The organism is Dietzia natronolimnaea, assembly GCF_002289575.1.
Lineage (GTDB): Bacteria > Actinomycetota > Actinomycetes > Mycobacteriales > Mycobacteriaceae > Dietzia > Dietzia natronolimnaea_A.
The window spans coordinates 77,350-100,868 of the sequence record NZ_NTGA01000001.1; the positions used below are offsets into that span (position 1 = coordinate 77,350).

Here is a 23,519-nt window from a genome sequence, read left to right on the forward strand (position 1 = left end):
GTCAGGACTCCTTGGTGTGGGGTGCGAGGGTCTGGTCCAACCAGTCGCCGAGGTGTCGGAAGACCACCTCGAGCACGTCCGCGCGGGAGAGGAACACGTCGTGTCGGGCGCCGTCGACGGGGATGTCCGTGACCTGGTGCGAGACCCGGTCGGCGAACCGCTCCATCGAGCGCACGTCCAGGATCAGGTCGGTGTCGACGTCGAGCACCCCGTCGCCGCGGTGGGTGCCCACTGAGGAGGCCGTGGACCGTAGCAGGAGGACCGGCAGCGGAAGATCGACCCCTGCCTGCAGGCGCTTCTGCGCGCGGCGGACGGCCGCGAGCCAGCCGGCCCGGACCCCCACCCCACCCGGGGGTTTGAGCTCGGTGTCGAAGTGGAAGTCCCCGTCGTGGTCGATATGGGTGCTCACCACGTACCGGTCCGAGGTCTTCAGCGGGAGCCGATAATAGGGCCTGGCGGAACCGAGGGCACGGATGACCGGGTCCACCAGCCGGCGCGCGCGGTCGGGCAGGTCGAGTTGGAACCAGGGAGAGTTCAGGACCAGCCCCACGACGGGATCGAGCGCGCCCCTGTCCCGGCGTCGGGCGAGCCACAACGGCACCACGAGCCCCCCGGTCGAGTGCGCGGCCACGAGGACCGGCAGGCCCGGGTGGTCGGCGGTGATCACGTCCAGCGCCTGGTCGAGTTCCTCGTCGTATCTCTCGAGGTCGGTGATGAAGTGCGGCGTCAGTCCGTCCCGCCTGGAGCGACCGCACTTGCGCAGGTCCACCCCATAGGTGGCGATCCCCCGGTCGGCGAGGAACTCGGCGAGGTGGGTGTGGAAGAAGTAGTCGGACAGTCCGTGGACCACCAGCAGCGCCGCGACAGGCTGATCCGGTGAGTCCTCGTGCCGGACCAGGGTGGCGGAGATGGGTCCCTCACCGTCCGGATCGGTCCCGAGCGGCAGCTCGAGTCGCCGGTAGGACGGCCCCAGCAGGTCCGGGATCCACCGCGCATCGGATCCGGTGGGGGCGACGGCATCGGGGGAGGGCGGAGACACGACGACCACCCTAGTCCGGTGTGCCGAGGGGGCGGCCCGGTGAGTAGTCTTGGGACCCGGTGGACGCGGGGTCCCAGGACGGGCCCGTGACGTGTCCGATTCGGGTCCACGACCAAATAGCGAGGGTAGCCGGTGACTTCAGACCAGGTGGCAAAGCACGGAACGACTGATGTGGCGCTCATCGGCGCGGGCACCATGAGCGCGACGCTCGGTGCTCTCCTGCGTCGCCTCCAGCCCGACTGGCAGATCGAGATCTTCGAGCGACTCGAGGGCCCCGCGCTGGAGTCGTCCGATGCGTGGAACAACGCCGGCACCGGTCACTCCGCGCTCTGCGAGCTCAACTACTCGCCCAAGACCGCCGACGGCGACGTGGACATCTCCAAGGCCGTCAGCGTCAACGAGAAGTTCCAGGTCTCCCGGCAGTTCTGGTCCTATGCCGTGGAGAACACGATCCTCGGTGACCCGACGGAGTGGATCCGCCCGGTCCCGCACATGAGTTTCGTCTCCGGCGAGGCCGGCCAGGCGTACCTGCAGAAGCGGTACGACAAGCTCGCGGGTCACCCCCTGTTCCCCGGGATGGGCCACACCACGGACTTCGGAGAGCTCGAACGTCGCGTCCCCCTCATGGCCAGGGGCCGTTCCCCGGAGCAACCCTTCGCCCTCAGCTATTTCGACAACGGCACCGATGTGAACTTCGGCGCCCTCACCCGGCAGTTCGTCAAGTATCTGACCAGGACCGGCACCGAGGTCCACTACCAGAACCAGGTCAAGGACCTCGAGCGCAACACCGACGGGACCTGGCGGCTGACCGTGGCCAACCGCCACACCGGGGACGAGCGCACGGTGGACGCGAAGTTCGTCTTCGTCGGTGCGGGCGGCGGGGCGCTGCACCTGCTGCAGAAGTCAGGGATCCCGGAGATCAAGGGCATCGGCGGGTTCCCCGTCGGTGGCCAGTGGCTCCGCTGCACCAATCCCGACCTCGTCGATCAGCACCAGGCCAAGGTCTACAGTCAGGCGTCGGTCGGTGCGCCTCCGATGTCGGTGCCGCACCTCGACACCCGCGTCATCGACGGCAAGAAGGGCCTGCTCTTCGGCCCGTTCGCTGGATGGACCCCGAAGTTCCTCAAGATGGGCAGTTGGCTGGACCTGCCCTCGAGCGTCCGGCCGGGCAATCTGTTGCCCATGGCCAACATCGGACTCACGGAGATGGGTCTGGTCAAGTACCTCATCACCGAGTTGGCCAAGAATCACGGCGCGCGCGTCGACGCGCTCCGCGACTTCGTCCCGTCCGCGCAGGACGGTGAGTGGGAGAAGGTCGTCGCCGGGCAGCGCGTCCAGGTGATCAAGCCCAACGGTCGCGGTGGCACCCTCGAGTTCGGGACCGCGGTGGTCAACGCGGCCGACGGATCGATCGCCGGTCTGCTGGGCGCGTCCCCCGGTGCCTCCACGGCGGTCGACGCGATGGTCGACGTGCTCCAGCGTTGCTTCCCGAGCCGGTTCGCCGACTGGAAGCCCGCGCTCGAGGAGATGATCCCGTCGCTCGGGCGCGACCTGGCCGCCGAACCGAGTCTGTTCGCCGAGCAGTTCGAGCGGTCGACCCGCACACTCAAGCTCGACCAGAAGGTCTGACGCCGGGCCGGACCCGCCACGAACGACCCCGCCATCCCCCGGTCGCCGCGCCATCGCGGCCGGGGGATCGCCTGTTCGGGCCCCCGGGGGCGAGGCGGTCCCGGCCACCGGTGGCCGATAGGATCGGCGGCATGATCCGGCCCGTGAACCCGTACCCCGTCGGCCTGGACCTCGAAGGCCGCCGGGTCGTGGTGATCGGCGGTGGATCGGTGGCCCAGCGGCGGATTCCCGTGCTCCTGGACTCCGGTGCCGTCGTCCACCTGGTGAGTCCTGAGATCACACCGACGCTGCAGGGGCTGGTCGACTCCGGGCGGATCCGCTGGGAGGCCCGCGAGTTCCGCTCGGGCGACCTCGACGGTGCCTGGTACGTGGTGGCGGCCACCAAGGACTCGCTGGTCAACGCGAGAGTCGCGGCGGAGGCGGAACAGGACCGCACCTTCTGCGTGCGGTCGGACGCCGTCCACTCCGGCACCGCGGTGACGCCTGCGGTCGTCCGCCGCGACGAGATGCTGGTCGCGGTGCTCACCGGCGACCGGGCGCGTACCGCAGAGGCCCGCGACGTCGTGGCCCGCGCGCTGGACGGCGCGAGCGCCGGGACGCCGGACGCCGAGGAGGAGCTGCGGGGCACGGTCGCGCTGGTCGGCGGTGGCCCGGGAGCAGACGACCTCATGACGGTGCGCGGCAGAAATCTGCTCTCGCGCGCCGACGTCGTGGTGGCCGACCGGCTCGCGCCCCAGCGGCCGCTGGGGGAGCTGCGTCCGAACGTGGAGATCGTCGACGCGGCCAAGATCCCGTACGGCAGGTCCATGGCCCAGGACGCCATCAACCAGGTGCTCGTGGACCGGGCGCGGGAGGGCAAGTTCGTCGTCCGGCTCAAGGGCGGCGACCCGTTCCTCTACGGGCGGGGATACGAGGAGGCACAGGCCTGCGCGGAGGCCGGGATCCCCTGCAGCGTCGTCCCCGGGGTGTCCAGCGCGCTCAGCGTCCCCGCTCTGGCGGGGATCCCCGTGAGCAACCGCGGCATGACCCATGAGGTCACCATCGTCTCGGGTCATCTACCGCCGGGCCACCCGGGCTCTCTGATCGACTGGGAGGCCCTGGCACGGATGCGGGGGACGCTGGTCATCCTCATGGGGGTCAAGAACTCCCCGGCCATTGCGGAGTCGCTCATGGCCGGTGGGCGGTCGGCGGACACGCCCGCCGCGATCATCGTGGACGGAAGCCTCGACGGTCAGATGACGCACCGGTGCACCCTCGGGACCATGGCGGACACCCTGGCCGGCCGTGACGTACGGCCACCGGCGATCGTCGTGGTCGGCGCGGTCGCCGGGCTCCCACAGTTCCTGACCCGGGCCTGAGGTGGCTCTCTAGGGGAGGGTCACCATCGTCAGGGTGGTGGCCGAGTCGTGCTCGAGGGTGTGCCCCGCGCGCCTGGCCACCCGCAGTAGCGCCGGTATGTCCGTCATCTCCGCGCGTGAGGTCGCGAGCGATCGGGCGAGGAGCCCCTTGTGGTGCTTGGAGAAGTGGGAGACCACCTTGCGGGTGCCGTCCGGATACTGGGTGACGACATCGACCGTGACGGCGCCCGGAACCGGCCCCAGCTGCTGGTAACCCCCTGACCGGAGATCGATCACGAGGTCGTCCGCCCACTCGGAGGTGGCGGCGGTGAGCGAGGGCTTCCACACGGAACGGAGCGTGCCGAGTCCGGGTAGTCGGGTCCCCGCGGAGAGTCGGTAGTGGGGGATGGGGTCGCCGGCGGCGAGCAGTCCGAACAGCGCCGACCCGATCCACAACCGCGATTCGGCGCGCGACCGGGTGGCCCGGGTGAAGGAGGACTGGTCCAGCGCGTCGTAGAGCACCCCGGTGTACCGGCTGAGCGCGGGCGCGGTGGGTGAGGACCACAGGTGCGCGTCGTACGTCACCTCGGCGGCGAGCGAGTCGCCCAGGCCGAGGGTGGCTCGTGCGCCGTCCGGATCGTCGACGCACATCGCAACCAGGGCTCCGGCCACCGTTCGCCGGGTGTCGGTGAGCGCGGGGAGCGACAGTGCCGCCAGATCCAGGGGGGCGCCCGACCCGCCGACGGACTTGGTCTCGGAGGGCGAGAGGAGGATGCGCACCCGGCCGAGGCTACCGTCGCGCCGGAGGCGGGCCCCCGGGCGGCTAGGCTTGGCCACCGTGATCACGCGTCTGTCCCACCTCTTCCTGCGTACGCTCCGCGACGACCCGGCCGATGCCGAGGTCCTGAGCCACAAGCTGCTGGTCCGTGCCGGCTACGTCCGGCGCGTCGCGCCCGGCGTGTACTCGTGGCTCCCCCTCGGTCTGCGCACCCTCCGGCGGATCGAGCAGGTCGTACGAGAGGAGATGAACGCCTCCGGCGCCCAGGAGATCAGCCTGCCCGCGCTCCTGCCCCGCGAGCCCTACGAGGCGACGGGCCGGTGGGCCGAGTACGGGCCGGCGCTGTTCCGTCTCAAAGACCGCAAGGGCAACGACATGCTTCTCGGCCCCACCCACGAGGAGTTGTTCACGCTCACGGTGCAGGGTGAGTACTCCTCGTACAAGGACCTGCCCGTCACCCTGTACCAGATCCAGTCCAAGTACCGGGACGAGGAGCGGCCCCGCGCGGGAATCCTCCGGGGGCGTGAGTTCACCATGAAGGACTCGTACTCCTTCGACCTGGACGACGCCGGTCTCGAGCGCTCCTACCAGGTGCACCGGGAGACCTACCAGCGCATCTTCGACCGTCTGGGAATCGAGTACGTGATCTGCGCCGCCACCTCGGGGGCGATGGGCGGTTCGGCGTCCGAGGAGTTCCTGGCGATCTCCCCGGCGGGTGAGGACACCTTCGTCAGGTCGACGGACGGGCGTTATGCGGCCAACGTCGAGGCCGTTGTGACCCCGGCTCCGCCCGCCCGCCCGCTCGATGGACTACCCGCCGCCGTCGTCCACGACACCCCGGGGACGCCGACGATCGCGTCCCTGGTCGACTGGGCCAACGGAGCGGGGCTCGGCCGCGAGGTGACCGCGGCGGACACGCTCAAGAACGTGATGCTCAAGGTCCGCGCCCCGGGTGCGGACTGGGAACTGTTGGGCGTGGGCCTGCCCGGGGACCGCGAGGTCGACATGAAGCGCCTCGAGGCGGCGCTCGAACCCGCCGAGGTCGCGGTGCTGGACGAGGCCGACTTCACCGCCAACCCGTTCCTCGTCAAGGGGTACATCGGCCCCGGGGCCCTGGCCGCCAACGAGGTCCGGTACCTGGTGGACCCCAGGGTGGTCGAGGGGACCGCGTGGATCACCGGTGCGGATGAGCCCGGCAGGCACGTGGTGGACCTGGTCTGCGGCCGCGACTTCACCCCCGACGGCACGATCGAGGCCGCGGAGGTCAGGGAGGGTGACGAGGCACCCGACGGCCACGGCACGCTCACCCTCGCACGGGGGATCGAGATCGGCCACATCTTCCAACTCGGTCGCAAGTACACGGACGCCTTCGGATTCGACGTTCTCGGGGAGAACGGCAAGCCCGCGCGGGTGACGATGGGCTCGTACGGCATCGGGGTGTCCCGGCTGGTGGCCGTGCTGGCGGAGCAGTACGCGGACGAGAAGGGTCTGGTCTGGCCGGCCGCCGCGGCGCCGGCAGACGTCCACGTGGTGATCGCCAACAAGGACGAGGCGGCGATCAGCGGGGCCGCGACGCTCGTCGAGGCGTTCGACCGGGCCCGCCTCGAAGTGATCTTCGACGACCGCAAGGCCTCGCCGGGAGTGAAGTTCAAGGACGCCGAGCTGATCGGTGTCCCGTGGGTCGTCGTGGTGGGCCGTGGCTGGTCGGAGGGGACGGTCGAGCTCCGCGAACGCGCGACGGGGGAGGTCACCCAGGTCCCGGTGGACGGCGCCGCCGAGGAGATCGTCCGCCTGATCGGGGCCGGGCGCTAGCCGGCCGGGACCGGGCGCTGCCCGGTCAGGCCTGGGGCGGGAAGCCGGGTAGCGCCTCGAACGGGGCGCCCGGGACCAGCGTCCGCCACCGCTGGAGCTGGATCGACGCGGCCGTGAGGGCGTCGAGACAGAACCTCCGGATCTCCGGCGACCGCGCGGTGCCGATCTCCGCCCGCCACGCCTCGCAGCAATCGGACTCGAGACGGATGGCGAGGAGCACGGGCGAGGTCGGGGTGTCGGTGGTCGTCAGATAGCCGACCGGGGCGGCGGGGGCCCCGGGCCAGAGTTCCTCCGCGGCGTCCCGCCGGGCGCGGTGGGCGGCGAGTTCACGCAGGACCGCGGCGCGGATGGAGCCGTCGGCAGCGGCCAGGACGAGGCCGTAGCCGTAGACGGCGGCGTCCTCGGCCGCCAGGCCGGGTGGAGTCGTCATGCCAGCACCACCTCGACCGCGGTGGTGCAGGCGGCGGACACCGAGGCCGCGAGTTCGGACCGGTATCCGCGGGAGTCCACGGCGACCTCGCCGGCGCGACGCGCGTCCTCGCGTAGACGCTCCCGGACCTCCCCGATGGGGGGACAGACCGCTGGTGACCCGGCCCCGGGTACGTCCGCAGTGTCGATGGGCTCCGCTGTGTCGCCGGGCTCCACCTCGGCGGCGTCGATCTCAGAGGCCCCGATCTCGGCGTAGAGCCGCTCGGCGTGGATGCGGCGGGCATCGGCGATCCTGCGCAGCCTGGGGGCGTCGTCACCGTGCGAGGCGTCCGCGGCGGCGAGCTCCCGGGCGTCCCGGGCGGCGGCCACGGCCAACGCCAGCAGGGGATCCGGTTCGTCGTCGGCCGGGGGTAGGGCACACCCTCCGGCGAGCGCCATCCCGGTGGCGACCGCGGTCACGGCGACGAACCGTCGGCGCGACACGGGGGCGGTGAAGGAATCGGGCACCCCGACATCCTGCCAGGGCCCGTCGGTAGCCGGGCCCGGGGGCGGTACAGTGATCCGGCCCGTCTGCAATTCGGATCGGCACCCACCAGCCGCGACGCCAGGAGCACAGTGATCGTCCCCGAGCCCGACAGGGCGCACATCCGCAGAGCGGTCGTCGACCGCGGACTCGAACTCGAGGAGATCCGGGAGGACTCCCGGGCGGCCGCCTGGCACGTCACCGTCGTCGTCGACGGCGACTCCGGTGTGACCCTGGACGATCTCGCGAGCCTGTCGACCGATCTCGATGCGGTCGCCGAGCAGTGGGGGGCACCCGACCGGGCGGTGACGTTCGAGGTGACGAGCCGCGGTGTGGACGCCCCTCTGGAGGCTCCCCGGCACTGGAGACGGGCTCGCGGACGCCAGGTCGACCTGACCTACGTCGAGGGTGTGGGCGGTCCGGCCCGTGGGCGGATCGGTGACCTCGACGAGGAGAACGGGATCGTCCGGCTGGTCTCGAGGTCGGGTCGTGGGATGCGTGTGGACTCGGTACCGTTGGACGGCGTGGCACGCGCTGTGATCCGGGTCGAGTTCCGTCCCGCTCCGGAGGACGAACTCGCCCTCCTGTCGGAGCCCGCGAACCCCGGACGTGGCGGGCGAGAAGGAGAAGACAGTTGAACATCGACATGGCGGCGCTGAACATGTTGTCCCAGGAGCGGGAGATCCCGTTGGACGACCTGGTGCGGACCCTCGAGAACGCCCTGCTCACCGCGTACAAGCGCACTGAGGATGCGCACCGCGTCGCGAGGATCCAACTCGACCGGAAGGCCGGGACCGTCACCGTGATGGCCGCCGAGGTCGACGAGGAGGGCAACCGGATCGGCGAGTTCGACGCCACGCCCTCCGATTTCGGCCGGGTGGCGGCGGCGACGGCCCGGCAGATCATCCTCCAACGCCTGCGGGAAGCCGAGACCGAGCGGGTCTACGGCGACCTCGTGGCCCGCGAGGGCGAGGTGGTCAGCGGGGTCATCCAGTCGGACTCACGCGCGAACGCCCGAGGGATCGTCGTCGTGCACATCGGGCCCGAGAACGGAGGGACCGAGGGCACCATCGCGCCGGCCGAACAGGTTCCGGGCGAGACCTACGAGCACGGTGCGCGCATCAAGTGCCACGTGGTGGGGGTCCACAAGGGCCCGCACGGTGCCTCGGTGTCGCTGTCCCGTACCCACCCCGACCTCGTCCGTGGCCTGTTCGCCCTGGAGGTGCCCGAGATCGGCGACGGCTCGGTCCGCATCTCGGCGATCGCGCGCGAGGCCGGCCACCGGACCAAGATCGCGGTGGAGACCACCGTGTCGGGGCTCAACGCCAAGGGCGCGTGCATCGGGCCCAACGGCGCCCGCGTACGGGCGGTGATGGCGGAACTGAACGGCGAGAAGATCGACATCGTCGACTTCGACGAGGACCCGACGGTCTTCGTCGGCAACGCGCTGTCGCCTGCCAAGGTCATCTCCGTGACCGTGGCGGACGCCGAGACCAGGGCGGCGCGGGTCGTGGTCCCCGACTACCAGCTCTCGCTCGCGATCGGCAAGGAGGGCCAGAACGCTCGCCTGGCCCACCGCCTGACGCAGTGGCGGATCGACATCCACAGCGACGCGGAGTGACCTCCGGCGCGTGCGCGGTCCACGCGGTCGGGCGCGCCGTTAGTCTCGATGGTCAACGACCTGTAGACTCATCTGATGTCACAGTGACTTCACGTTCACCCACTCGCGTGGGGGAGCGGTGAGAAACCGAGGCGGCCTCATGCGGGTGCGACACGACCAGCAGCAGAGCGCGGCCGAGGTGCGGGGTCCGGTTCGGACCTGCGTCGGCTGTCGCCGTCGGGATTCAGATTCCCGGCTCCTGCGGATCGTCCTCGATCCACGGGCGGCGGCCCTCTCACCGGACCCCGGCCGGCGAGCGGTCGGACGGGGAGCCTGGGTGCACCGTGACCAGCGGTGCATCACGACAGCACTCGACCGCAAGGCCTTCACCAGGTCGCTGCGGATCACCGGGAACGTGTCCCACGACGCGATCTCGGAGGTGCTCGAGACGCTATCGTCGTGAGCACGAGACCACCCGTCGGCCGCATGGGCCGATCGGGGGAGCACATGAGAAGGAACGGACCAGACACGATGAGCACACCGTGAAGCTCCAGCGATGAACGTCCATCGAATGTAGACCGAGGTCGCGCGGCCAGCCCTGCCGTGGAGACCTCGCAGTGAGGAGAGCAGTGGCAGGCAAGCCCCGGGTACACGAACTGGCAAAAGAGTTCGGTATCACCAGTAAAGAACTTCTGACGAAACTCCGCGATCAGGGGGAGTTCGTCAAATCCGCATCCTCGACCCTCGAGGCGCCGGTCGTCCGTCGCCTCCGTGAGTCGCACGCACCGGCGGCCGGAGGATCCGACGCCGCGACCGCGACGCCCGGCACGGGTGGGTCGACCGCACCCAAGCCCGGCGGGGCCTCCAAGCCCTCGCCGGGACCCCGTCCGGGTGCGGATCCCCGCAAGGCCGCTCCCAAGCCCGCGGCGGACCGGCCCACCCCCGGTGCCAGGCCCGCGGCCCCGGGTCCCAAGCCCGCGGCGGACCGGCCCACTCCCGGTGCCAGGCCCGCGGCACCGGTGCCCGGACCCGCGCCCGAGCGCACGGCACCGAGCGCCCCCGAGGCGCCGGCTGCCTCGCGTCCGGCACCCGGACCACGTCCGGCCGGACCGAAGCCGGGCCCCAAGGCCCCGCGCGTCGGAAACAACCCGTTCTCGAGCGGCACCACCCCGCCGCCGCGACCGCAGGGCGGTGCACGGCCGACCCCCGGCCAGGGCGGTCCCCGTCCGGGCGGCCAGCGTCCGGCTCCGGGGCAGGGCGGCCCCCGTCCGGCTCCCGGCCAGGGCGGTCCCCGTCCGGCGCAGCGTCCGGGCGCAGCGGGTCCGGGTGGTCCCCGTCCCAGCCCCGGCCAGATGCCCGGGCAGGTCGCACGTCCCGCCGCGGGCCGTGGCAGGCCGGGCGGCCCGGGCGGTCGTCCGGGTGGCGGAGGTTTCCGCCCCGGTGGCGGCGGTGCCGGTGCCCCAGCGGCGGGAGGCGGCGGTTTCCGCGGTCGCCCCGGCGGTGGAGGCAACCGTGGCCGCAGCGGTGCGGCCGGTGCGTTCGGTCGGCCCGGAGGCGCGCCCCGCAGGGGACGCAAGTCCAAGCGGCAGAAGCGTCAGGAATACGACTCGATGCGGGCCCCCGAGGTCGGCGGCGTGCGGCTCCCCGACGGTCGTGGGCAGGTCCTGCGGCTGGCACAGGGTGCCTCGCTGAGCGATTTCGCGGACAAGATCGACGTCAACCCGTCACAGCTGGTCCAGGCGCTGTTCAACCTCGGCGAGATGGTCACTGCCACGCAGTCCGTCACGCCGGAGACCCTGCAGCTCCTCGGCGAGGAGATGGGCTTCAAGGTCCAGGTCGTCAGCCCCGAGGACGAGGACCGCGAGCTGCTCGACTCGTTCGATCTGTCCTTCGGTGAGGATGAGGGCGGCGAGGACGATCTCGAGATCCGTCCCGCGGTCGTCACCGTCATGGGTCACGTCGACCACGGCAAGACCCGCCTGCTCGACAGCATCCGGTCGGCGAAGGTCGGCGAGGGCGAGGCCGGTGGCATCACCCAGCACATCGGTGCGTACCAGATCACAGTGCCGGTCGACGAGGTCGACCGGACGATCACCTTCATCGACACCCCGGGTCACGAGGCGTTCACCGCCATGCGCGCCCGGGGCGCCAAGTCGACGGACATCGCGATCATCGTGGTCGCGGCGGACGACGGTGTGATGCCGCAGACGGTCGAGGCGATCAACCACGCGCAGGCGGCCGACGTGCCGATCGTCGTGGCGGTCAACAAGATCGACAAGGAGGGCGCGCAGCCCGACAAGATCCGCGGCCAGATGACCGAGTACGGGCTCGTGCCGGAGGAGTACGGCGGCGACACGATGTTCGTCGACATCTCCGCCAAGCAGGGGCTCAACATCGACTCGCTGCTCGAGGCGGTCGTCCTGACCGCGGACGCGTCGCTCGATCTGCGTGCCAACCCGGACATGGACGCGCAGGGCGTGGCCATCGAGGCGCACCTCGACCGCGGACGCGGTCCGGTCGCCACGGTGCTCATCCAGCGTGGAACGCTCAGGGTCGGCGACTCGATCGTCGCGGGCGACGCGTACGGGCGGGTCCGCCGCATGGTCGACGAGCACGGGGAGGACGTCGAGGAGGCGACCCCGTCCCGTCCGGTCCAGGTGATCGGTCTGACCAGCGTCTGTGGCGCGGGTGACACCCTGATGGTGGTCGACGAAGACCGCACCGCACGGCAGATCGCCGACAAGCGCAACGCGCGCAAGCGCAACGCGCTCGCCGCTCGGTCCCGCCGCCGGATCAGCCTCGAGGACCTGGACTCGCATCTCAAGGAGACGAGCCAGCTCAACCTCATCATCAAGGGCGACAACGCCGGTACGGTCGAGGCCCTCGAAGAGGCCCTCATGGGTATCGAGATCGACGACGAGGTGCAGTTGCGGGTCATCGACCGCGGTGTCGGTGCGGTCACCGAGACCAACGTCAACCTGGCTGCCGCATCCGACGCCGTCATCATCGGGTTCAACGTCCGCGCGGAGGGCAAGTCGACCGAGTTGGCGAACCGCGAGGGCGTCGACATCCGGTACTACTCGATCATCTACCAGGCGATCGACGAGATCGAGAGCGCGCTCAAGGGCATGCTCAAGCCGATCTACGAGGAGAAGAAGCTCGGGCAGGCGGAGATCCGCCAGTTGTTCCGTTCCTCCAAGCTCGGCAACATCGCGGGCTGCATGGTCCTCGACGGGATCATCCGACGCAACGCCAAGGCCCGGCTCATCCGCGACGGCAAGGTCGTCGTGGAGGAGATGACGGTCTCCTCGCTGCGCCGCGAGAAGGACGACGTGACCGAGGTCCGCGAGGGCTTCGAGTGTGGTCTCACCGTGACGTACTCCGACATCAAGATCGGTGACGTCATCGAGACCTACGAGCTCGTCGAGAAGCCGCGCGACTGACGTCGACGGCGACACCCCTGGGGGCAGGTTCCGTGGTCTGCGGGCCTGCCCCCACGGCATTCTGGGAATCGAACGGCCGCCCGGCGGCCGCATCACGTCAAGGAGGATCGCCATGGCCGGAAAGGGACGGGCCGGACGGCTCGGCAAGCGGATCGGGGAGATCGTCGCAACGGCGATCGAGCACGAGATCAAGGACCCGCGTCTGGAGTTCATCACCATCACGGACTCCCGGATCACCGCGGATCTTCGGGTGGCCACCCTCTACTACACGGTCCGGGGCGAGACGCTGGACGAGGACCCGGACCTCGAGGCCGCGGAGGACGCGCTGGCCACGGCCCGGGGTCGCCTCCGGACGATGGTCGGTAAGCAGACCGGAGTGAAGTTCACCCCCGAGTTGACCTTCGTCCTGGACTCCGTGCCGGACGCCGCGCGTCAGATGGAGGAGTTGCTCGCCCGGGCACGGGCGCAGGACGAGGAGGTCCGACGCGTGGCGCAGGGCGCACGTCCCGCCGGCGACGAGGACCCCTACCGCAGGGACGACGAGGTGGAACGGCCGGAGGACGACGACCGGTGATCACCCTGGTGGACGCGGCCGGCGCGGCGGGCGTCCTGGCCCGGCACCGCGAGGTGACCGTGCTGTGCCACGTCCGCCCCGACGCCGACGCCCTCGGCAGTTCCGCGGGTCTCGCCCGCGCTCTGCGCGCGGACGGCGTCGTTGTCCACCACTCGTTCGACCCCGGGGCCGTGCCGGACCCGCTCCGGGTCATTCCGGGCACGGACCGTGTGGTACCGATCGACGAGGTACCGGAACACGACGGCCTCGTGGTGGCACTGGACTGTGCCAGCCCGGATCGGGTGGGCGACTGGGATCGGCTGACCCGATCGGCGTCCGAGGTGCTGGTGGTGGATCATCACCGTTCCAACCCCGGCTTCGGGACGCACCTGTTCCTGGATCCCGGGGCGGCCTCGACCGCGAGCATGGTCCTCGATGTACTCGATGCTGGTCGCTATCCGGTCGACCCCGAGTTGGCGACCAGCCTCTACGCGGGTCTCGTCACCGATACCGGGTCTTTCCGGTGGGGTGGCGCGGGGTCGCACGACACGGCCCGGAGACTACTCGCCGCGGGTGCGGAGTCCAGGGCGGTCGGTTTCGCGCTGCTCGACGCGCACTCCTTCCCCTGGCTCCGCGTGCTGGGGCAGCTCCTGAGCACGGCCCGACTCGACCCCGGCGCGGTCGGGGGACGAGGAGTGGTCTGGCTGACGGTCCCGCACGAGGTCGTGGCGTCCGCGGACGAGGCCGACGTCGAGTCGCTCGTGTCCCACCTGCAGGGGGTGAGAGAGGCGCAGGTCGCGGTTCTCGTCAAGGAGATCCGGCCGGGAGAGTGCGCGGTATCACTCCGTTCCCGTCCCGGTGTCGGCGGCGACGGCATCGATGTCTCGGCCGTCGCCTCGGCGCTCGGCGGGGGAGGGCACCCTGCAGCGGCCGGTTGTACCGTACGCGGAGACATCGCACACGTCACGGCGAGGCTCAGTGAACTCCTCGTCTGACCCGGAGCCGCGGCCCACCGCTCCGGAGACGGGCGTGGGGGAGCTCGGCCGCCGGCTGTGGTCGATCGCGCTACCGGTCCTCCCGGTGCTGGCCGCCGAACCGATCTACCTGCTCGTCGACGGGATCGTCGTGGGCCGACAGGGCCCCGAGGACCTCGCCGCGCTGGGTGTCGGCGCCCTGGTGTTGCTAGTGCTCGGCACCCAGATGAACTTCCTCTCGTACGGGACGACAGCCCGGGCCGCCCGACTCCACGGAGCCGGACGGCGGTCGGACGCGGTGGCGGAAGGGGTCCAGGCCACCTGGATCGCGCTCTCGGTCGGTGTGGTCGTGGTGGCCGGCGTCCACGCGTTCCTCGGCCCGTTGACGCGTGTGCTCGCGGCCGACGCCGAGGTGGCCGCCAGCGCCGCGGACTGGCTGAGGGTGGCGGTGTGGGGTATCCCGTGCATCCTGGTCGCGTCCGCCGGGCACGGGTGGATGCGGGGAGTCCAGCGTGTCAGGACGCCCCTCGCGCTGGTCGCGGTGGGGATAGGGGTCTCCACGATCGGCTGCGTGGTGCTCGTGCCCGGTCTGGGACCCGCGCCCGCGCTGGGTCTGGTGGGCAGTGCGTGGTCCAACCTGGCGGGGCAGCTGATCATGGCCGGTGGATTCCTCGGAGCCCTGGTGCTCGAGCACCGCGGGTTTCGGGAGCACAGCGGGTTTGAGGAACACAGTGGATCGCTGCGTCCGCGGTGGAGCGTGATAGTCGGGCAGCTCCGTCTGGGAGTGAACCTGGTCATCCGTACCGCGTCCTTCCAGGTGACCTTCGCCGTGGCCACCACGGCCGCCGCGGCGGCGGGCGTCGACTCACTCGCCGCACATCACCTCGCGCAGCAACTGTGGGCCCTGTACACCCTGGTACTCGACTCGGTGGCGATCGCGGCGCAGTCACTCGTCGGTGCCGCGTTGGGCGCCGGCCTGGCCTCCCAGGGCCGCGCCCTGGCCCGCGCGGTGGTCGTGTGGTCGGTGGGGCTCGGCGTCGGGCTCGCCGTGATCACGGTGCTCTTCCGGGACCCGATGTCGACCCTCCTGTCGGGAGACACGGAGGTCGCCGGCCGACTCGTCGTGGCGTTGACCGGCATGGCCCTCGTGGTGATCCCGGCCGCCCTGGTGTTCGGGCTCGACGGCGTCCTGCTGGGCGCGGGTGACGCCGCGTACCTGCGCACGAGCACCGTGATCGCGGCCCTGTGCGGCTTCCTCCCCGTGCTCTTGGCCACGAGACACTTCGGCTGGGGGCTCGCGGGCATCTGGTGGGGTATGGGCGTGTTCGTGGCGATGCGACTCATCGCGGTCGTCGCCCGGGTCCGCGGTGACCGCTGGCTGGTCCTGGGAGCACAGACTCCAGCCGGTCGACCGTCGGAGGAGGCCAGGGCATGACCCGTGACCCGAGCCTGCGCGCGGTGTCCGACCTGCACGTCGGCCACCGTGGCAACGCCGGCGTCCTCGACGACATCCAGCCGGCCCACCCGGGGGACTGGCTGATCGTGGCCGGAGACGTGGCGGAGAAGGCCGATCACGTGATCGGCGCACTGGAGCGTCTCGTGGACCGGTTCGAGCGAGTGATCTGGGTGCCGGGCAACCACGAGTTGTGGATCGGCTCCGACGACGACGGGATCAGCTCCACCACCAAGTACGACCGGCTGGTCTCCGCATGCCGCTCGATCGGGGTCGACACCCCCGAGGACCCCTACCCGCTGTGGACCGGCCCGGGGGGACCGGCGTGGGTCGTGCCGATGTTCCTGCTCTACGACTACTCATGGACCCGATCCCCCGGCCAGTCGCGGCAATCGGCTCTCCAGGGCGCCCGGGAACGACGGGTGGTGGCGACGGACGAGTTCCTCATCGACCCGGCCCCGTACCCGGATGTCGCTGCCTGGTGTGCCGCTCGCCTGGTCGCCACGACGACCAGACTCGCGGCCCTGGACCCGGCGCACCCCACCGTGCTGGTGAACCACTGGCCACTGCTACGCGCCCCGACGGAGGTCCTGCGCCACCCGGATTTCGCGCTGTGGTGCGGCACCGGGCAGACCGCGGACTGGCACCGTCGATATCGGGCCTCGGCGTGTGTCTACGGACACCTGCACATCCCGCGCAGCACCGTCCACGACTCGGTGCGCTTCGAGGAGGTCTCGCTGGGATACCCGCGTGAGTGGGCGGCCCGTGGCCGACCCGATCCTCTGGCCCGCCAGGTCCTCCCGGTCCCGGCCCTCCGTCAGGTGCGGTGGATCCGGGGAGAGATGGGTATGCCGAGAATCGCGCGACCCGGTGAGACCGGACCCGACCTGGAGGAGGAACGGTGATCAGGGACCTGCTGCCCGACGACGTGGTGGCCGTCGCGTTCGACGAGCTCGGCATGACCGACGAGGCGGCGTTGGCCGCCATGTACCCGGTCGAGGCCGAGCAGATCGCCCGGGCCGTCGAGAGCCGGCGGATCGAGTTCGCCGCGGTCCGGGCCTGCGCGCGGGAGGCGATGAGCAGGCTGGACGTTCCCCCCGGCCCGATCACGCGAGGCGGCAGGGGGATGCCTATCTGGCCCGCGGGGGTGGTGGGCACCCTGACCCACACCGGAGGCCTGCGGGCCGCGGCGGTGGGGCCGGTGGCCCGGATCCGCTCCCTCGGACTGGACGTCGAACCCCACGGGCCGCTGCCCGAGGGGGTCCTCGAGGCGATCTCGTTACCCGAGGAGGCCGCCTGGGTGACCGCGGCGCGGGAGGAGGAGGGGACGGTCCACTGGGACCGCCTGCTGTTCACGGCCAAGGAGGCGACCTACAAGACCTGGTATCCGCTCACCCGGAGATGGCTGGGATTCGCCGACGCACACATCACCCTGACGCCCACCCACGTCGACGGCCGGTCCGCCTCGGGTGAGTTGCGGTCGAGGATCCTCGTCGACCCGCGCGCGGTCGACGGGGGACCCGACCTGGGGGAGTTCCACGGCCGGTGGGCGCTGCGGGACGGTCACATCGCCTCGGCGATCGTGCTCCGGCCGGGCGGTGGGGGATAGCGTGTCCGGCGTGACCCCGCGCAGACCCGACCCCCGCCCCGCTCCCGCCCCCGGACTCGTCGTGGTCGACAAACCGGGCGGCATGACCAGTCACGACGTGGTCGGGCGCATGCGCCGGTACTTCGGCACCCGCAAGGTGGGGCACGCCGGAACACTCGACCCCATGGCCACCGGCGTCCTGGTGGTGGGGATAGAACGCGCCACCAAGCTCCTGGGGCTGCTCGCGCTGGAGACCAAGTCCTATCGGGCCACGATCCGACTCGGGGAATCCACCACCACCGACGACGCGGAGGGCGAGACCACGGCGCGGGTCGACGCCTCGGCGGTGACCGTCGAGGCGATCGACGCCGCGGTCGCGGCACTCACGGGAGAGATCGAGCAGGTGCCGTCCTCGGTGAGCGCGATCAAGGTGGCCGGCCGACGTGCCTACGACCGGGTCCGGGCGGGGGAGGACGTCCGGCTCGACGCGCGCACCGTGACGGTGTCGCGATTCGAGATCCTCGAGCGCATTCCTTCCGGAGCGGTGGTGGACCTCGTCGTCGTCGTCGACTGCTCCACCGGCACCTACATCCGCGCACTGGCCCGCGACCTCGGTGCCGCGCTCGGGGTGGGCGGGCATCTCATTGCACTGCGCCGGACGTGCGTCGGACCGTTCGGACTGGACGTCGCCCGCACGCTCGGAGAGCTCGAGGAGGAGCCGCGGTTGTCCCTGGACCTCGACACCGCCGCGTTGACCGCCTTCCCCCGCCGCGACGTCGACGCGGACGAGGCGGAAGGACTGCGACACGGGCGGTGGCTGGAGGCCAGGGGTGACGACGGGGTGGTCGCGGCAGTGGGTCCGGACGGACGGGTCGCCGCCCTGGTCTCCGAGTCCGGAAAGCGCGCCGCTCCGGTCGTCGTCATGCGACCGGCGGGCCTGTGACGCCCGGGCGTAAGGTGGTCGCCGTGCAGCTGTGGCGGACGTTCGACGAGATCGTGATCCCCGACGGCGGGACCTCCGTCGCACTCGGGGTGTTCGACGGACTCCACCGGGGCCACCGGAGCCTGGTGGACCACGCGGTGGCGGCCGGGCGCGAGTCGGGGGCGAGCCCGGTGTTGGTGACGTTCGATCCGCACCCGGTCGAGGTGATCCGACCCGGCACCCATCCCCTCGTCCTGACGCCGCTTCGCAGACGCGCCGAACTGGCCGGTGGTCTCGGTGTCGACGCGGTCTTCGCCCTGCCCTTCGACACCGACATGGCCTCGTGGGACCCCGAGGAGTTCGTCGACCGCGTTCTGGTCCGGGGGTTGCGCAGTCGCTCCATCACCGTGGGGAGCAACTTCTCCTTCGGTCGACGAGCCGCGGGAACACCGGAGACGCTGCGTGAGCTGGGTTCCGAGCGGGGGATCGACGTGCGCGTGATGGACCTGCTGGAACTCGGTGGGGAACCGGTCTCCTCCTCCCGGATACGTCGACTGCTCGCGGAGTCGGACGTGGCCGGCGCGGCGACGATCCTCGGTCGTCCCCACCGCGTGTCCGGCACCGTCGTGCACGGGGCCGGACGCGGTGGACGCGACCTGGGGTACCCGACGGCGAACCTGGACCTGCCGGAGTACACGGCCGTACCCGTCGACGGCGTCTACGCCGGGTGGTTCACCCTTCTCGACGACCACGACGTCGACGGGACGATCCTCCCCGGCCGGCGCTATCCCGCCGCGATCTCCGTGGGCACCAATCCGACCTTCGGGGAGGCGGCGCGCAGTGTCGAGGCGTTCGTGCTCGACGAGTCGGCGGACCTCTACGGTCGGGTGGCCGCCGTCGACTTCGTGGACCACGTCCGCGACATGGAGAAGTTCTCCTCGGTCGACGACCTGCTGGTGGCGATGGACCGTGACGTCGCCAGGACCAGAGTCGTCCTCGACGTGGGGGCCGCGCGCCACTGACGCCGATTGGGGTGTCGGCTCCGGGCGCTGGTAACGTCTTCTCTCGGCCCTCCTGCGGTCCGCGGCGGCGGGGTCACTCATTTTCGCGGACTGGAACAACCAGGAGTCACCCATGGCGTTGAGCACCGAAGAGAAGAAGGCCGTCCTGGCCGAGTACGGGATCCACGAGACCGACACCGGTTCGCCCGAGGCCCAGGTCGCGCTGCTCACCAAGCGGATCAGCCAGCTGACCGAGCACCTCAAGACCCACCAGCACGACCACCACTCCCGTCGCGGCCTCCTCCTGATGGTGGGCCGTCGTCGTCGACTGCTCAAGTACATCGCGAAGGTCGACATCGCGCGCTACCGCTCGCTCATCGAGCGCCTCGGCCTGCGTCGCTGAGCGGACTCCGCCCGCACCGCCACCGTTCCCCGTCCTCGTCGAGGGCGGGGAACAGTGCTGTGTGGGGGCGGTGCCCGGAGTGTCAGCGATGACCCGGGGGAGTTGCCACTGGTAGCCTGATCACGGCCGGTGCGCGTGCACCGGGTGTCGACAGGTCCGATTGACGGTCCTCGGTAGTGGCTGCCGGAACCGCGGGTGCCCCGGGAGGGGGCGCCGGCTCCGGCCGCTTCGATCGAAGACCGGAATCGCCACCGGGACACCCTGACGCGTGATCCGGCGGGCCCGGCGGGGACGTCTCCGCCGTGAGGCCCCAGTCACCGACAGAACAGGACTACACATGCCAGAAATCACGGCCGTCGAGGTCGAAGACGGGGTCTTCGAGACCGTCGCGACCATCGACAACGGCGACTTCGGTCGCCGCGAGGTGCGATTCGAGACCGGGCGCCTTGCCAAGCAGGCCGCCGGGTCGGTCGTCGCGTACCTCGACGACGACACCATGCTGCTGTCCGCCACGACGGCGGGAAAGCATCCCAAGGAGCATTTCGACTTCTTCCCCCTGACGGTGGACGTCGAGGAGCGGATGTACGCCGCGGGGCGCATCCCGGGCTCGTTCTTCCGCCGTGAGGGCCGGCCCAGCACCGACGCCATCCTCACGTGTCGCCTCATCGACCGCCCGCTGCGGCCCACCTTCGCGGACGGCGTCCGCAACGAGGTCCAGGTCGTCGTGACCGTCATGAGCCTGGACCCCAAGGACCTCTACGACGTCGTGGCGATCAACGCCGCCTCGGCCTCCACGCAGCTGTCCGGCCTCCCGTTCTCGGGGCCGGTCGGTGGCGTGCGGATCGCCCTCATCCCCACCGCCGCCCGTCCCGAGGGGCAGTGGGTCGCCTTCCCGACCGTCGAACAGCTCTCCGAGGCGGTCTTCGACATGGTCGTCGCCGGCCGTGTCGTGGGCTCCGGTGACAGTGCCGACGTCGCCATCATGATGGTCGAGGCCGAGGCCACCGAGACCGTCATCGAGAAGATCGCGGGAGGCGCGCAGGCGCCCACCGAGGACGTGGTGGCGCAGGGTCTCGAGGCGGCCAAGCCGTTCATCTCCGAGCTGTGTGCCGCGCAGCAGGCGCTGGCCACCGCGGCACCCGCCGAGGCCCGTGAGTTCCCCCTCTTCCCGCCCTACCAGGAGGATGCGCTCGCCGCGGTCTCCGAGGTGGCCGAGGCCAAGCTCGGCGAGATCATGTCGATCGCCGACAAGCAGGAGCGCGACGGCGCGACCGATCAGCTCAAGGCCGAGGTCCTGGCGTCGCTGGAGGAGAAGTTCTCCGGGCGTGTCGGGGAGCTGGGTGCCGCGTTCAAGTCGCTCACCAAGAAGATCGTGCGGAAGCGGATCCTCACCGACCACTTCCGTATCGACGGCCGCGGCGTCAGGGACATCCGCGCGCTGTCCGCCGAGGTCGAGGTCATCCCGCGGGCCCATGGTTCCGCCCTGTTCGAGCGCGGTGAGACGCAGATCCTCGGCGTCACCACATTGGACATGGTCAAGATGGCCCAGCAGATCGACTCGCTCGGTCCGGAGACCAGCAAGCGCTACATGCACCACTACAACTTCCCGCCGTACTCCACCGGTGAGACCGGCCGGGTCGGCTCCCCCAAGCGACGCGAGATCGGCCACGGAGCCCTCGCGGAGCGTGCGCTCGTGCCGGTGCTGCCCAGCGTCGAGGAGTTCCCGTACGCCATCCGCCAGGTCTCCGAGGCGTTGAGCTCCAACGGTTCCACCTCGATGGGCTCCGTCTGCGCCTCCACCCTGTCCCTGCTCAACGCCGGTGTCCCGCTGCGGGCGCCGGTGGCGGGCATCGCGATGGGCCTGGTCTCCGACGAGGTCGACGGCGAGACCCGCTACGTCGCCCTGACCGACATCCTCGGTGCCGAGGACGCGTTCGGGGACATGGACTTCAAGGTCGCCGGCACGGGCATGTTCGTCACCGCTCTACAGCTCGACACCAAGCTCGACGGCATCCCGTCCGAGGTCCTGGCCGGCGCGCTCACCCAGGCCCGCGAGGCCCGCCTGACCATCCTCGACGTGATGGCCGAGGCGATCGACGAGCCCGACGAGCTGAGCCCGTTCGCTCCCCGCATCATCGCGATCAAGGTCCCGGTCGACAAGATCGGCGAGGTGATCGGGCCCAAGGGCAAGATGATCAACTCGATCACCGAGGAGACCGGTGCGTCCGTCTCGATCGAGGACGACGGCACCGTCTACATCGGTGCCACCGACGGGGAGTCGGCCCAGGCCGCGATCGACAAGATCAACGCCATCGCCAACCCGCAGCTGCCCAAGGTCGGCGAGCGGTTCCTCGGAACCGTCGTCAAGACCGCCCCGTTCGGCGCCTTCCTGTCGCTGCTGCCGGGTCGCGACGGCCTGGTGCACATCTCGAAGCTCGGCCAGGGCAAGCGCGTCGGCAAGGTCGAGGACGTCGTGAACGTCGGCGACAAGATGCAGGTCGAGATCGCGGACATCGACAACCGCGGCAAGATCAGCCTCGTGCCCGTGGGCGACGAGTCCGCCGCGTCCGAGGCATCCTCCGACGCCGAGGGCGACGACAACTGATCCACCGCCGGGGTCGGCTCGCGCGCCCCGGCACCCAGCGAGGCACGTACCCCGGATCCCGGGGTGCGTGCCTCGCATCGCTGGAAGGGAGAGCCATCGTGGACCCCACGATCAGGGTGGACAGGTCGATCCCCGGGCTGCGTGTCGTCACCGAGGACCTCCCGTGGTGCCACACGGCGGCGGTCGGGGTGTGGATCGCGGCGGGATCCGCGAACGAGGCGCCAGGGGAGCACGGCGCCGCGCACTTTCTCGAACACGTCCTGTTCAAGCGGACGGCCACGACATCGGGCCGGGAGCTCTCCGAGCGGATCGATCTCCTCGGGGGCGACCTCAACGCCTACACCGGTCGTGAGCACACCTGCTATCACGTGCACGTCCCGGCCGAGGGCCTGGGGACGGCGGTCGACGTGCTGGTCGACGTGGTGGCGAACGGGTCCTGCGCGGCGGACGACGTGGAGATCGAGCGGGACGTGGTGCTCGACGAGCTCGCGGGCCGGGCCGACGACCCTGAAGATCTCGCCTGTGAGCTGGTCACGGAGGCAGTCCTCGGTGACGACCCGTTGGCCCGCCCGATCATCGGTACCGAGGAGTCGGTGGCGGCACTGGACGCCGACACCCTGCAGTCCTTCCACCGGAGGGTTCTCCGCGCAGGTGATGTCGTGGTGGCCGCGGCGGGTCGCGTCGACCACGAGGAACTGGTCCGGCGCATCGCCGACGGACCGCTGGCCGCCGTGATCGCCGACGGGTCCGACGGCGCGGCATCCGCACGGCCTGACCCGCCCTCCGGCCCGGCGACCGGGCACGAGGGGTGGGCGCCGACGTCGGTTCTCGTGGGGGAGGACGACGACTCCGAACAGGTCCTCCTGGCGCTGGCCAGGCGAACCCCGTCGCGTGATCACCGGGACCGCGCGTCGGCGCAGGTGGCAACTGCCGTGCTCGGCGGCGGGCTGAGCTCCAGACTGTTCCAGCGGGTCCGCGAGGAGCTCGGGCTGGCCTACACGGTGTACGCGTCGATGGATCAGTTCCGCACCACCGGCCTCGTGTCGGTCGTCGCCGGCAGCCCGGTCGGTCGGGTGGACGCCCTGGGCGATGCTCTGGCCGAGGTCGTGTCCGGGATGGTCCGACGCCCCCCGTCCGTCGACGAGGTCGACCGGGCGATCGGGCACCTCACCGGGTCGATCAGGCTGGGGTTGGACGATCCGTTGTCGCGGATGACGCGGATCGGCCGCCACCTGTTGGACCGCGACGCGGTGGTGACCGTCGCCGACTCGCTGTCCCGCCTGCGCGCCGTGCGCCGCGACGACGTCGCAGACTACTGGACGGGCGAGATCGCGCCGTGGTGTCTGGCGGCCGTGGGTCCGGGCATGCCCGGCGCCGACGGTGCGGCTGGTCTCCTGGCCCGGGTGGGCGGATAGGCTGGTGGACGGTTC

Annotated in this window: 21 protein-coding genes; 17 read left to right on the plus strand and 4 right to left on the minus strand. The window is 70.9% G+C overall.

Going from position 1 to position 23,519, the window contains the following annotated elements; all coding sequences use genetic code 11:
• Position 1: 1 nt before the first annotated feature.
• On the minus strand, positions 2 to 1,039 hold the full coding sequence (locus tag CEY15_RS00380; protein WP_245847037.1) for an alpha/beta hydrolase: 1,038 nt from the start codon (positions 1,037 to 1,039) through the stop codon (positions 2 to 4).
• A gap of 132 nt (positions 1,040 to 1,171) precedes the next feature.
• Between CEY15_RS00380 and mqo the strand changes: the two genes are divergently transcribed.
• Positions 1,172 to 2,668, plus strand: a complete 1,497-nt coding sequence (gene mqo, locus CEY15_RS00385) for a malate dehydrogenase (quinone) (RefSeq protein ID WP_031264887.1) — start codon at positions 1,172 to 1,174, stop codon at positions 2,666 to 2,668.
• A gap of 131 nt (positions 2,669 to 2,799) precedes the next feature.
• Complete coding sequence (gene cobA, locus CEY15_RS00390) at positions 2,800 to 4,026, plus strand: uroporphyrinogen-III C-methyltransferase (RefSeq protein WP_017836954.1); 1,227 nt, start codon at positions 2,800 to 2,802, stop codon at positions 4,024 to 4,026.
• Between the two features lie 9 nt (positions 4,027 to 4,035).
• Here the strand turns inward: cobA and CEY15_RS00395 are convergent, their stop codons facing one another.
• A complete protein-coding gene (locus CEY15_RS00395; RefSeq protein ID WP_095716873.1) occupies positions 4,036 to 4,785 on the minus strand; it encodes a YaaA family protein in 750 nt (249 codons plus the stop codon).
• A 58-nt stretch (positions 4,786 to 4,843) separates the two neighbouring features.
• On the opposite strand from CEY15_RS00395, the gene CEY15_RS00400 reads away from it, so the two are divergent.
• Entirely contained in the window at positions 4,844 to 6,595 is a 1,752-nt protein-coding gene (locus CEY15_RS00400) for a proline--tRNA ligase (RefSeq protein WP_095716812.1), read from the plus strand.
• Positions 6,596 to 6,620: 25 nt separating this feature from the next.
• Here CEY15_RS00400 and CEY15_RS00405 read toward each other — a convergent pair whose 3' ends face one another.
• Together CEY15_RS00405 and CEY15_RS00410 are read right to left on the minus strand one after the other, a co-directional pair.
• On the minus strand, positions 6,621 to 7,025 hold the full coding sequence (locus tag CEY15_RS00405; protein WP_095716813.1) for a DUF4439 domain-containing protein: 405 nt from the start codon (positions 7,023 to 7,025) through the stop codon (positions 6,621 to 6,623).
• Positions 7,022 to 7,531: a hypothetical protein gene (locus tag CEY15_RS00410; protein ID WP_095716814.1), complete on the minus strand. Its 510-nt coding sequence runs from the start codon at positions 7,529 to 7,531 to the stop codon at positions 7,022 to 7,024. Before CEY15_RS00410 ends, CEY15_RS00405 begins: the two co-directional genes overlap by 4 nt.
• A 108-nt stretch (positions 7,532 to 7,639) precedes the next feature.
• On the opposite strand from CEY15_RS00410, the gene rimP reads away from it, so the two are divergent.
• The 14 genes from rimP to CEY15_RS00480 all read left to right on the plus strand — a co-directional run bounded on the left by rimP (position 7,640) and on the right by CEY15_RS00480 (position 23,504).
• A complete protein-coding gene (gene rimP, locus CEY15_RS00415; RefSeq protein ID WP_095716815.1) occupies positions 7,640 to 8,185 on the plus strand; it encodes a ribosome maturation factor RimP in 546 nt (181 codons plus the stop codon).
• Complete coding sequence (gene nusA / locus CEY15_RS00420) at positions 8,182 to 9,168, plus strand: transcription termination factor NusA (RefSeq protein ID WP_095716816.1); 987 nt, start codon at positions 8,182 to 8,184, stop codon at positions 9,166 to 9,168. Before rimP ends, nusA begins: the two co-directional genes overlap by 4 nt.
• Positions 9,169 to 9,307: 139 nt before the next feature.
• Positions 9,308 to 9,610, plus strand: a complete 303-nt coding sequence (locus CEY15_RS00425; protein ID WP_017836947.1) for a YlxR family protein — start codon at positions 9,308 to 9,310, stop codon at positions 9,608 to 9,610.
• A 166-nt stretch (positions 9,611 to 9,776) separates the two neighbouring features.
• Complete coding sequence (infB, locus tag CEY15_RS00430) at positions 9,777 to 12,590, plus strand: translation initiation factor IF-2 (RefSeq protein ID WP_095716817.1); 2,814 nt, start codon at positions 9,777 to 9,779, stop codon at positions 12,588 to 12,590.
• Between the two features lie 112 nt (positions 12,591 to 12,702).
• Complete coding sequence (rbfA, locus tag CEY15_RS00435) at positions 12,703 to 13,164, plus strand: 30S ribosome-binding factor RbfA (RefSeq protein ID WP_017836945.1); 462 nt, start codon at positions 12,703 to 12,705, stop codon at positions 13,162 to 13,164.
• The gene (locus CEY15_RS00440) at positions 13,161 to 14,138 is read left to right on the plus strand and encodes a DHH family phosphoesterase (RefSeq protein WP_095716818.1); all 978 of its coding nucleotides are present in this window, start codon (positions 13,161 to 13,163) and stop codon (positions 14,136 to 14,138) included. Before rbfA ends, CEY15_RS00440 begins: the two co-directional genes overlap by 4 nt.
• 34 nt (positions 14,139 to 14,172) lie before the next feature.
• Positions 14,173 to 15,552 (plus strand): MATE family efflux transporter, encoded by a 1,380-nt coding sequence (locus CEY15_RS00445; protein WP_095716819.1) that lies wholly within the window; start codon positions 14,173 to 14,175, stop codon positions 15,550 to 15,552.
• Entirely contained in the window at positions 15,549 to 16,475 is a 927-nt protein-coding gene (locus CEY15_RS00450; RefSeq protein ID WP_095716820.1) for a metallophosphoesterase family protein, read from the plus strand. Before CEY15_RS00445 ends, CEY15_RS00450 begins: the two co-directional genes overlap by 4 nt.
• The gene (locus CEY15_RS00455; protein WP_095716821.1) at positions 16,472 to 17,179 is read left to right on the plus strand and encodes a 4'-phosphopantetheinyl transferase family protein; all 708 of its coding nucleotides are present in this window, start codon (positions 16,472 to 16,474) and stop codon (positions 17,177 to 17,179) included. The genes CEY15_RS00450 and CEY15_RS00455 overlap by 4 nt, the downstream gene beginning before the upstream one ends.
• Positions 17,180 to 17,189: 10 nt before the next feature.
• On the plus strand, positions 17,190 to 18,101 hold the full coding sequence (truB, locus tag CEY15_RS00460) for a tRNA pseudouridine(55) synthase TruB (protein WP_095716874.1): 912 nt from the start codon (positions 17,190 to 17,192) through the stop codon (positions 18,099 to 18,101).
• 23 nt (positions 18,102 to 18,124) lie between these two features.
• Positions 18,125 to 19,102, plus strand: coding sequence for a bifunctional riboflavin kinase/FAD synthetase (locus CEY15_RS00465; protein WP_017836939.1), 978 nt, complete (start codon positions 18,125 to 18,127; stop codon positions 19,100 to 19,102).
• Between the two features lie 112 nt (positions 19,103 to 19,214).
• Positions 19,215 to 19,484: a 30S ribosomal protein S15 gene (gene rpsO / locus CEY15_RS00470; protein ID WP_017836938.1), complete on the plus strand. Its 270-nt coding sequence runs from the start codon at positions 19,215 to 19,217 to the stop codon at positions 19,482 to 19,484.
• Between the two features lie 337 nt (positions 19,485 to 19,821).
• A complete protein-coding gene (locus tag CEY15_RS00475; RefSeq protein ID WP_095716822.1) occupies positions 19,822 to 22,089 on the plus strand; it encodes a polyribonucleotide nucleotidyltransferase in 2,268 nt (755 codons plus the stop codon).
• A 98-nt stretch (positions 22,090 to 22,187) separates the two neighbouring features.
• A complete protein-coding gene (locus tag CEY15_RS00480; protein WP_017836936.1) occupies positions 22,188 to 23,504 on the plus strand; it encodes a M16 family metallopeptidase in 1,317 nt (438 codons plus the stop codon).
• The last annotated feature ends 15 nt before the right edge of the window (positions 23,505 to 23,519 follow it).

Coding starts and splice junctions, on each gene's coding strand:
- CEY15_RS00405 (WP_095716813.1), bottom strand. CDS start 7,025: ATGACGACTCCACCCGGCCTGGCGGCCGAGGACGCCGCCGTCTACGGC.
- rpsO (WP_017836938.1), top strand. CDS start 19,215: ATGGCGTTGAGCACCGAAGAGAAGAAGGCCGTCCTGGCCGAGTACGGG.
- cobA (WP_017836954.1), top strand. CDS start 2,800: ATGATCCGGCCCGTGAACCCGTACCCCGTCGGCCTGGACCTCGAAGGC.
- CEY15_RS00450 (WP_095716820.1), top strand. CDS start 15,549: ATGACCCGTGACCCGAGCCTGCGCGCGGTGTCCGACCTGCACGTCGGC.
- rbfA (WP_017836945.1), top strand. CDS start 12,703: ATGGCCGGAAAGGGACGGGCCGGACGGCTCGGCAAGCGGATCGGGGAG.
- CEY15_RS00475 (WP_095716822.1), top strand. CDS start 19,822: ATGCCAGAAATCACGGCCGTCGAGGTCGAAGACGGGGTCTTCGAGACC.
- CEY15_RS00425 (WP_017836947.1), top strand. CDS start 9,308: ATGCGGGTGCGACACGACCAGCAGCAGAGCGCGGCCGAGGTGCGGGGT.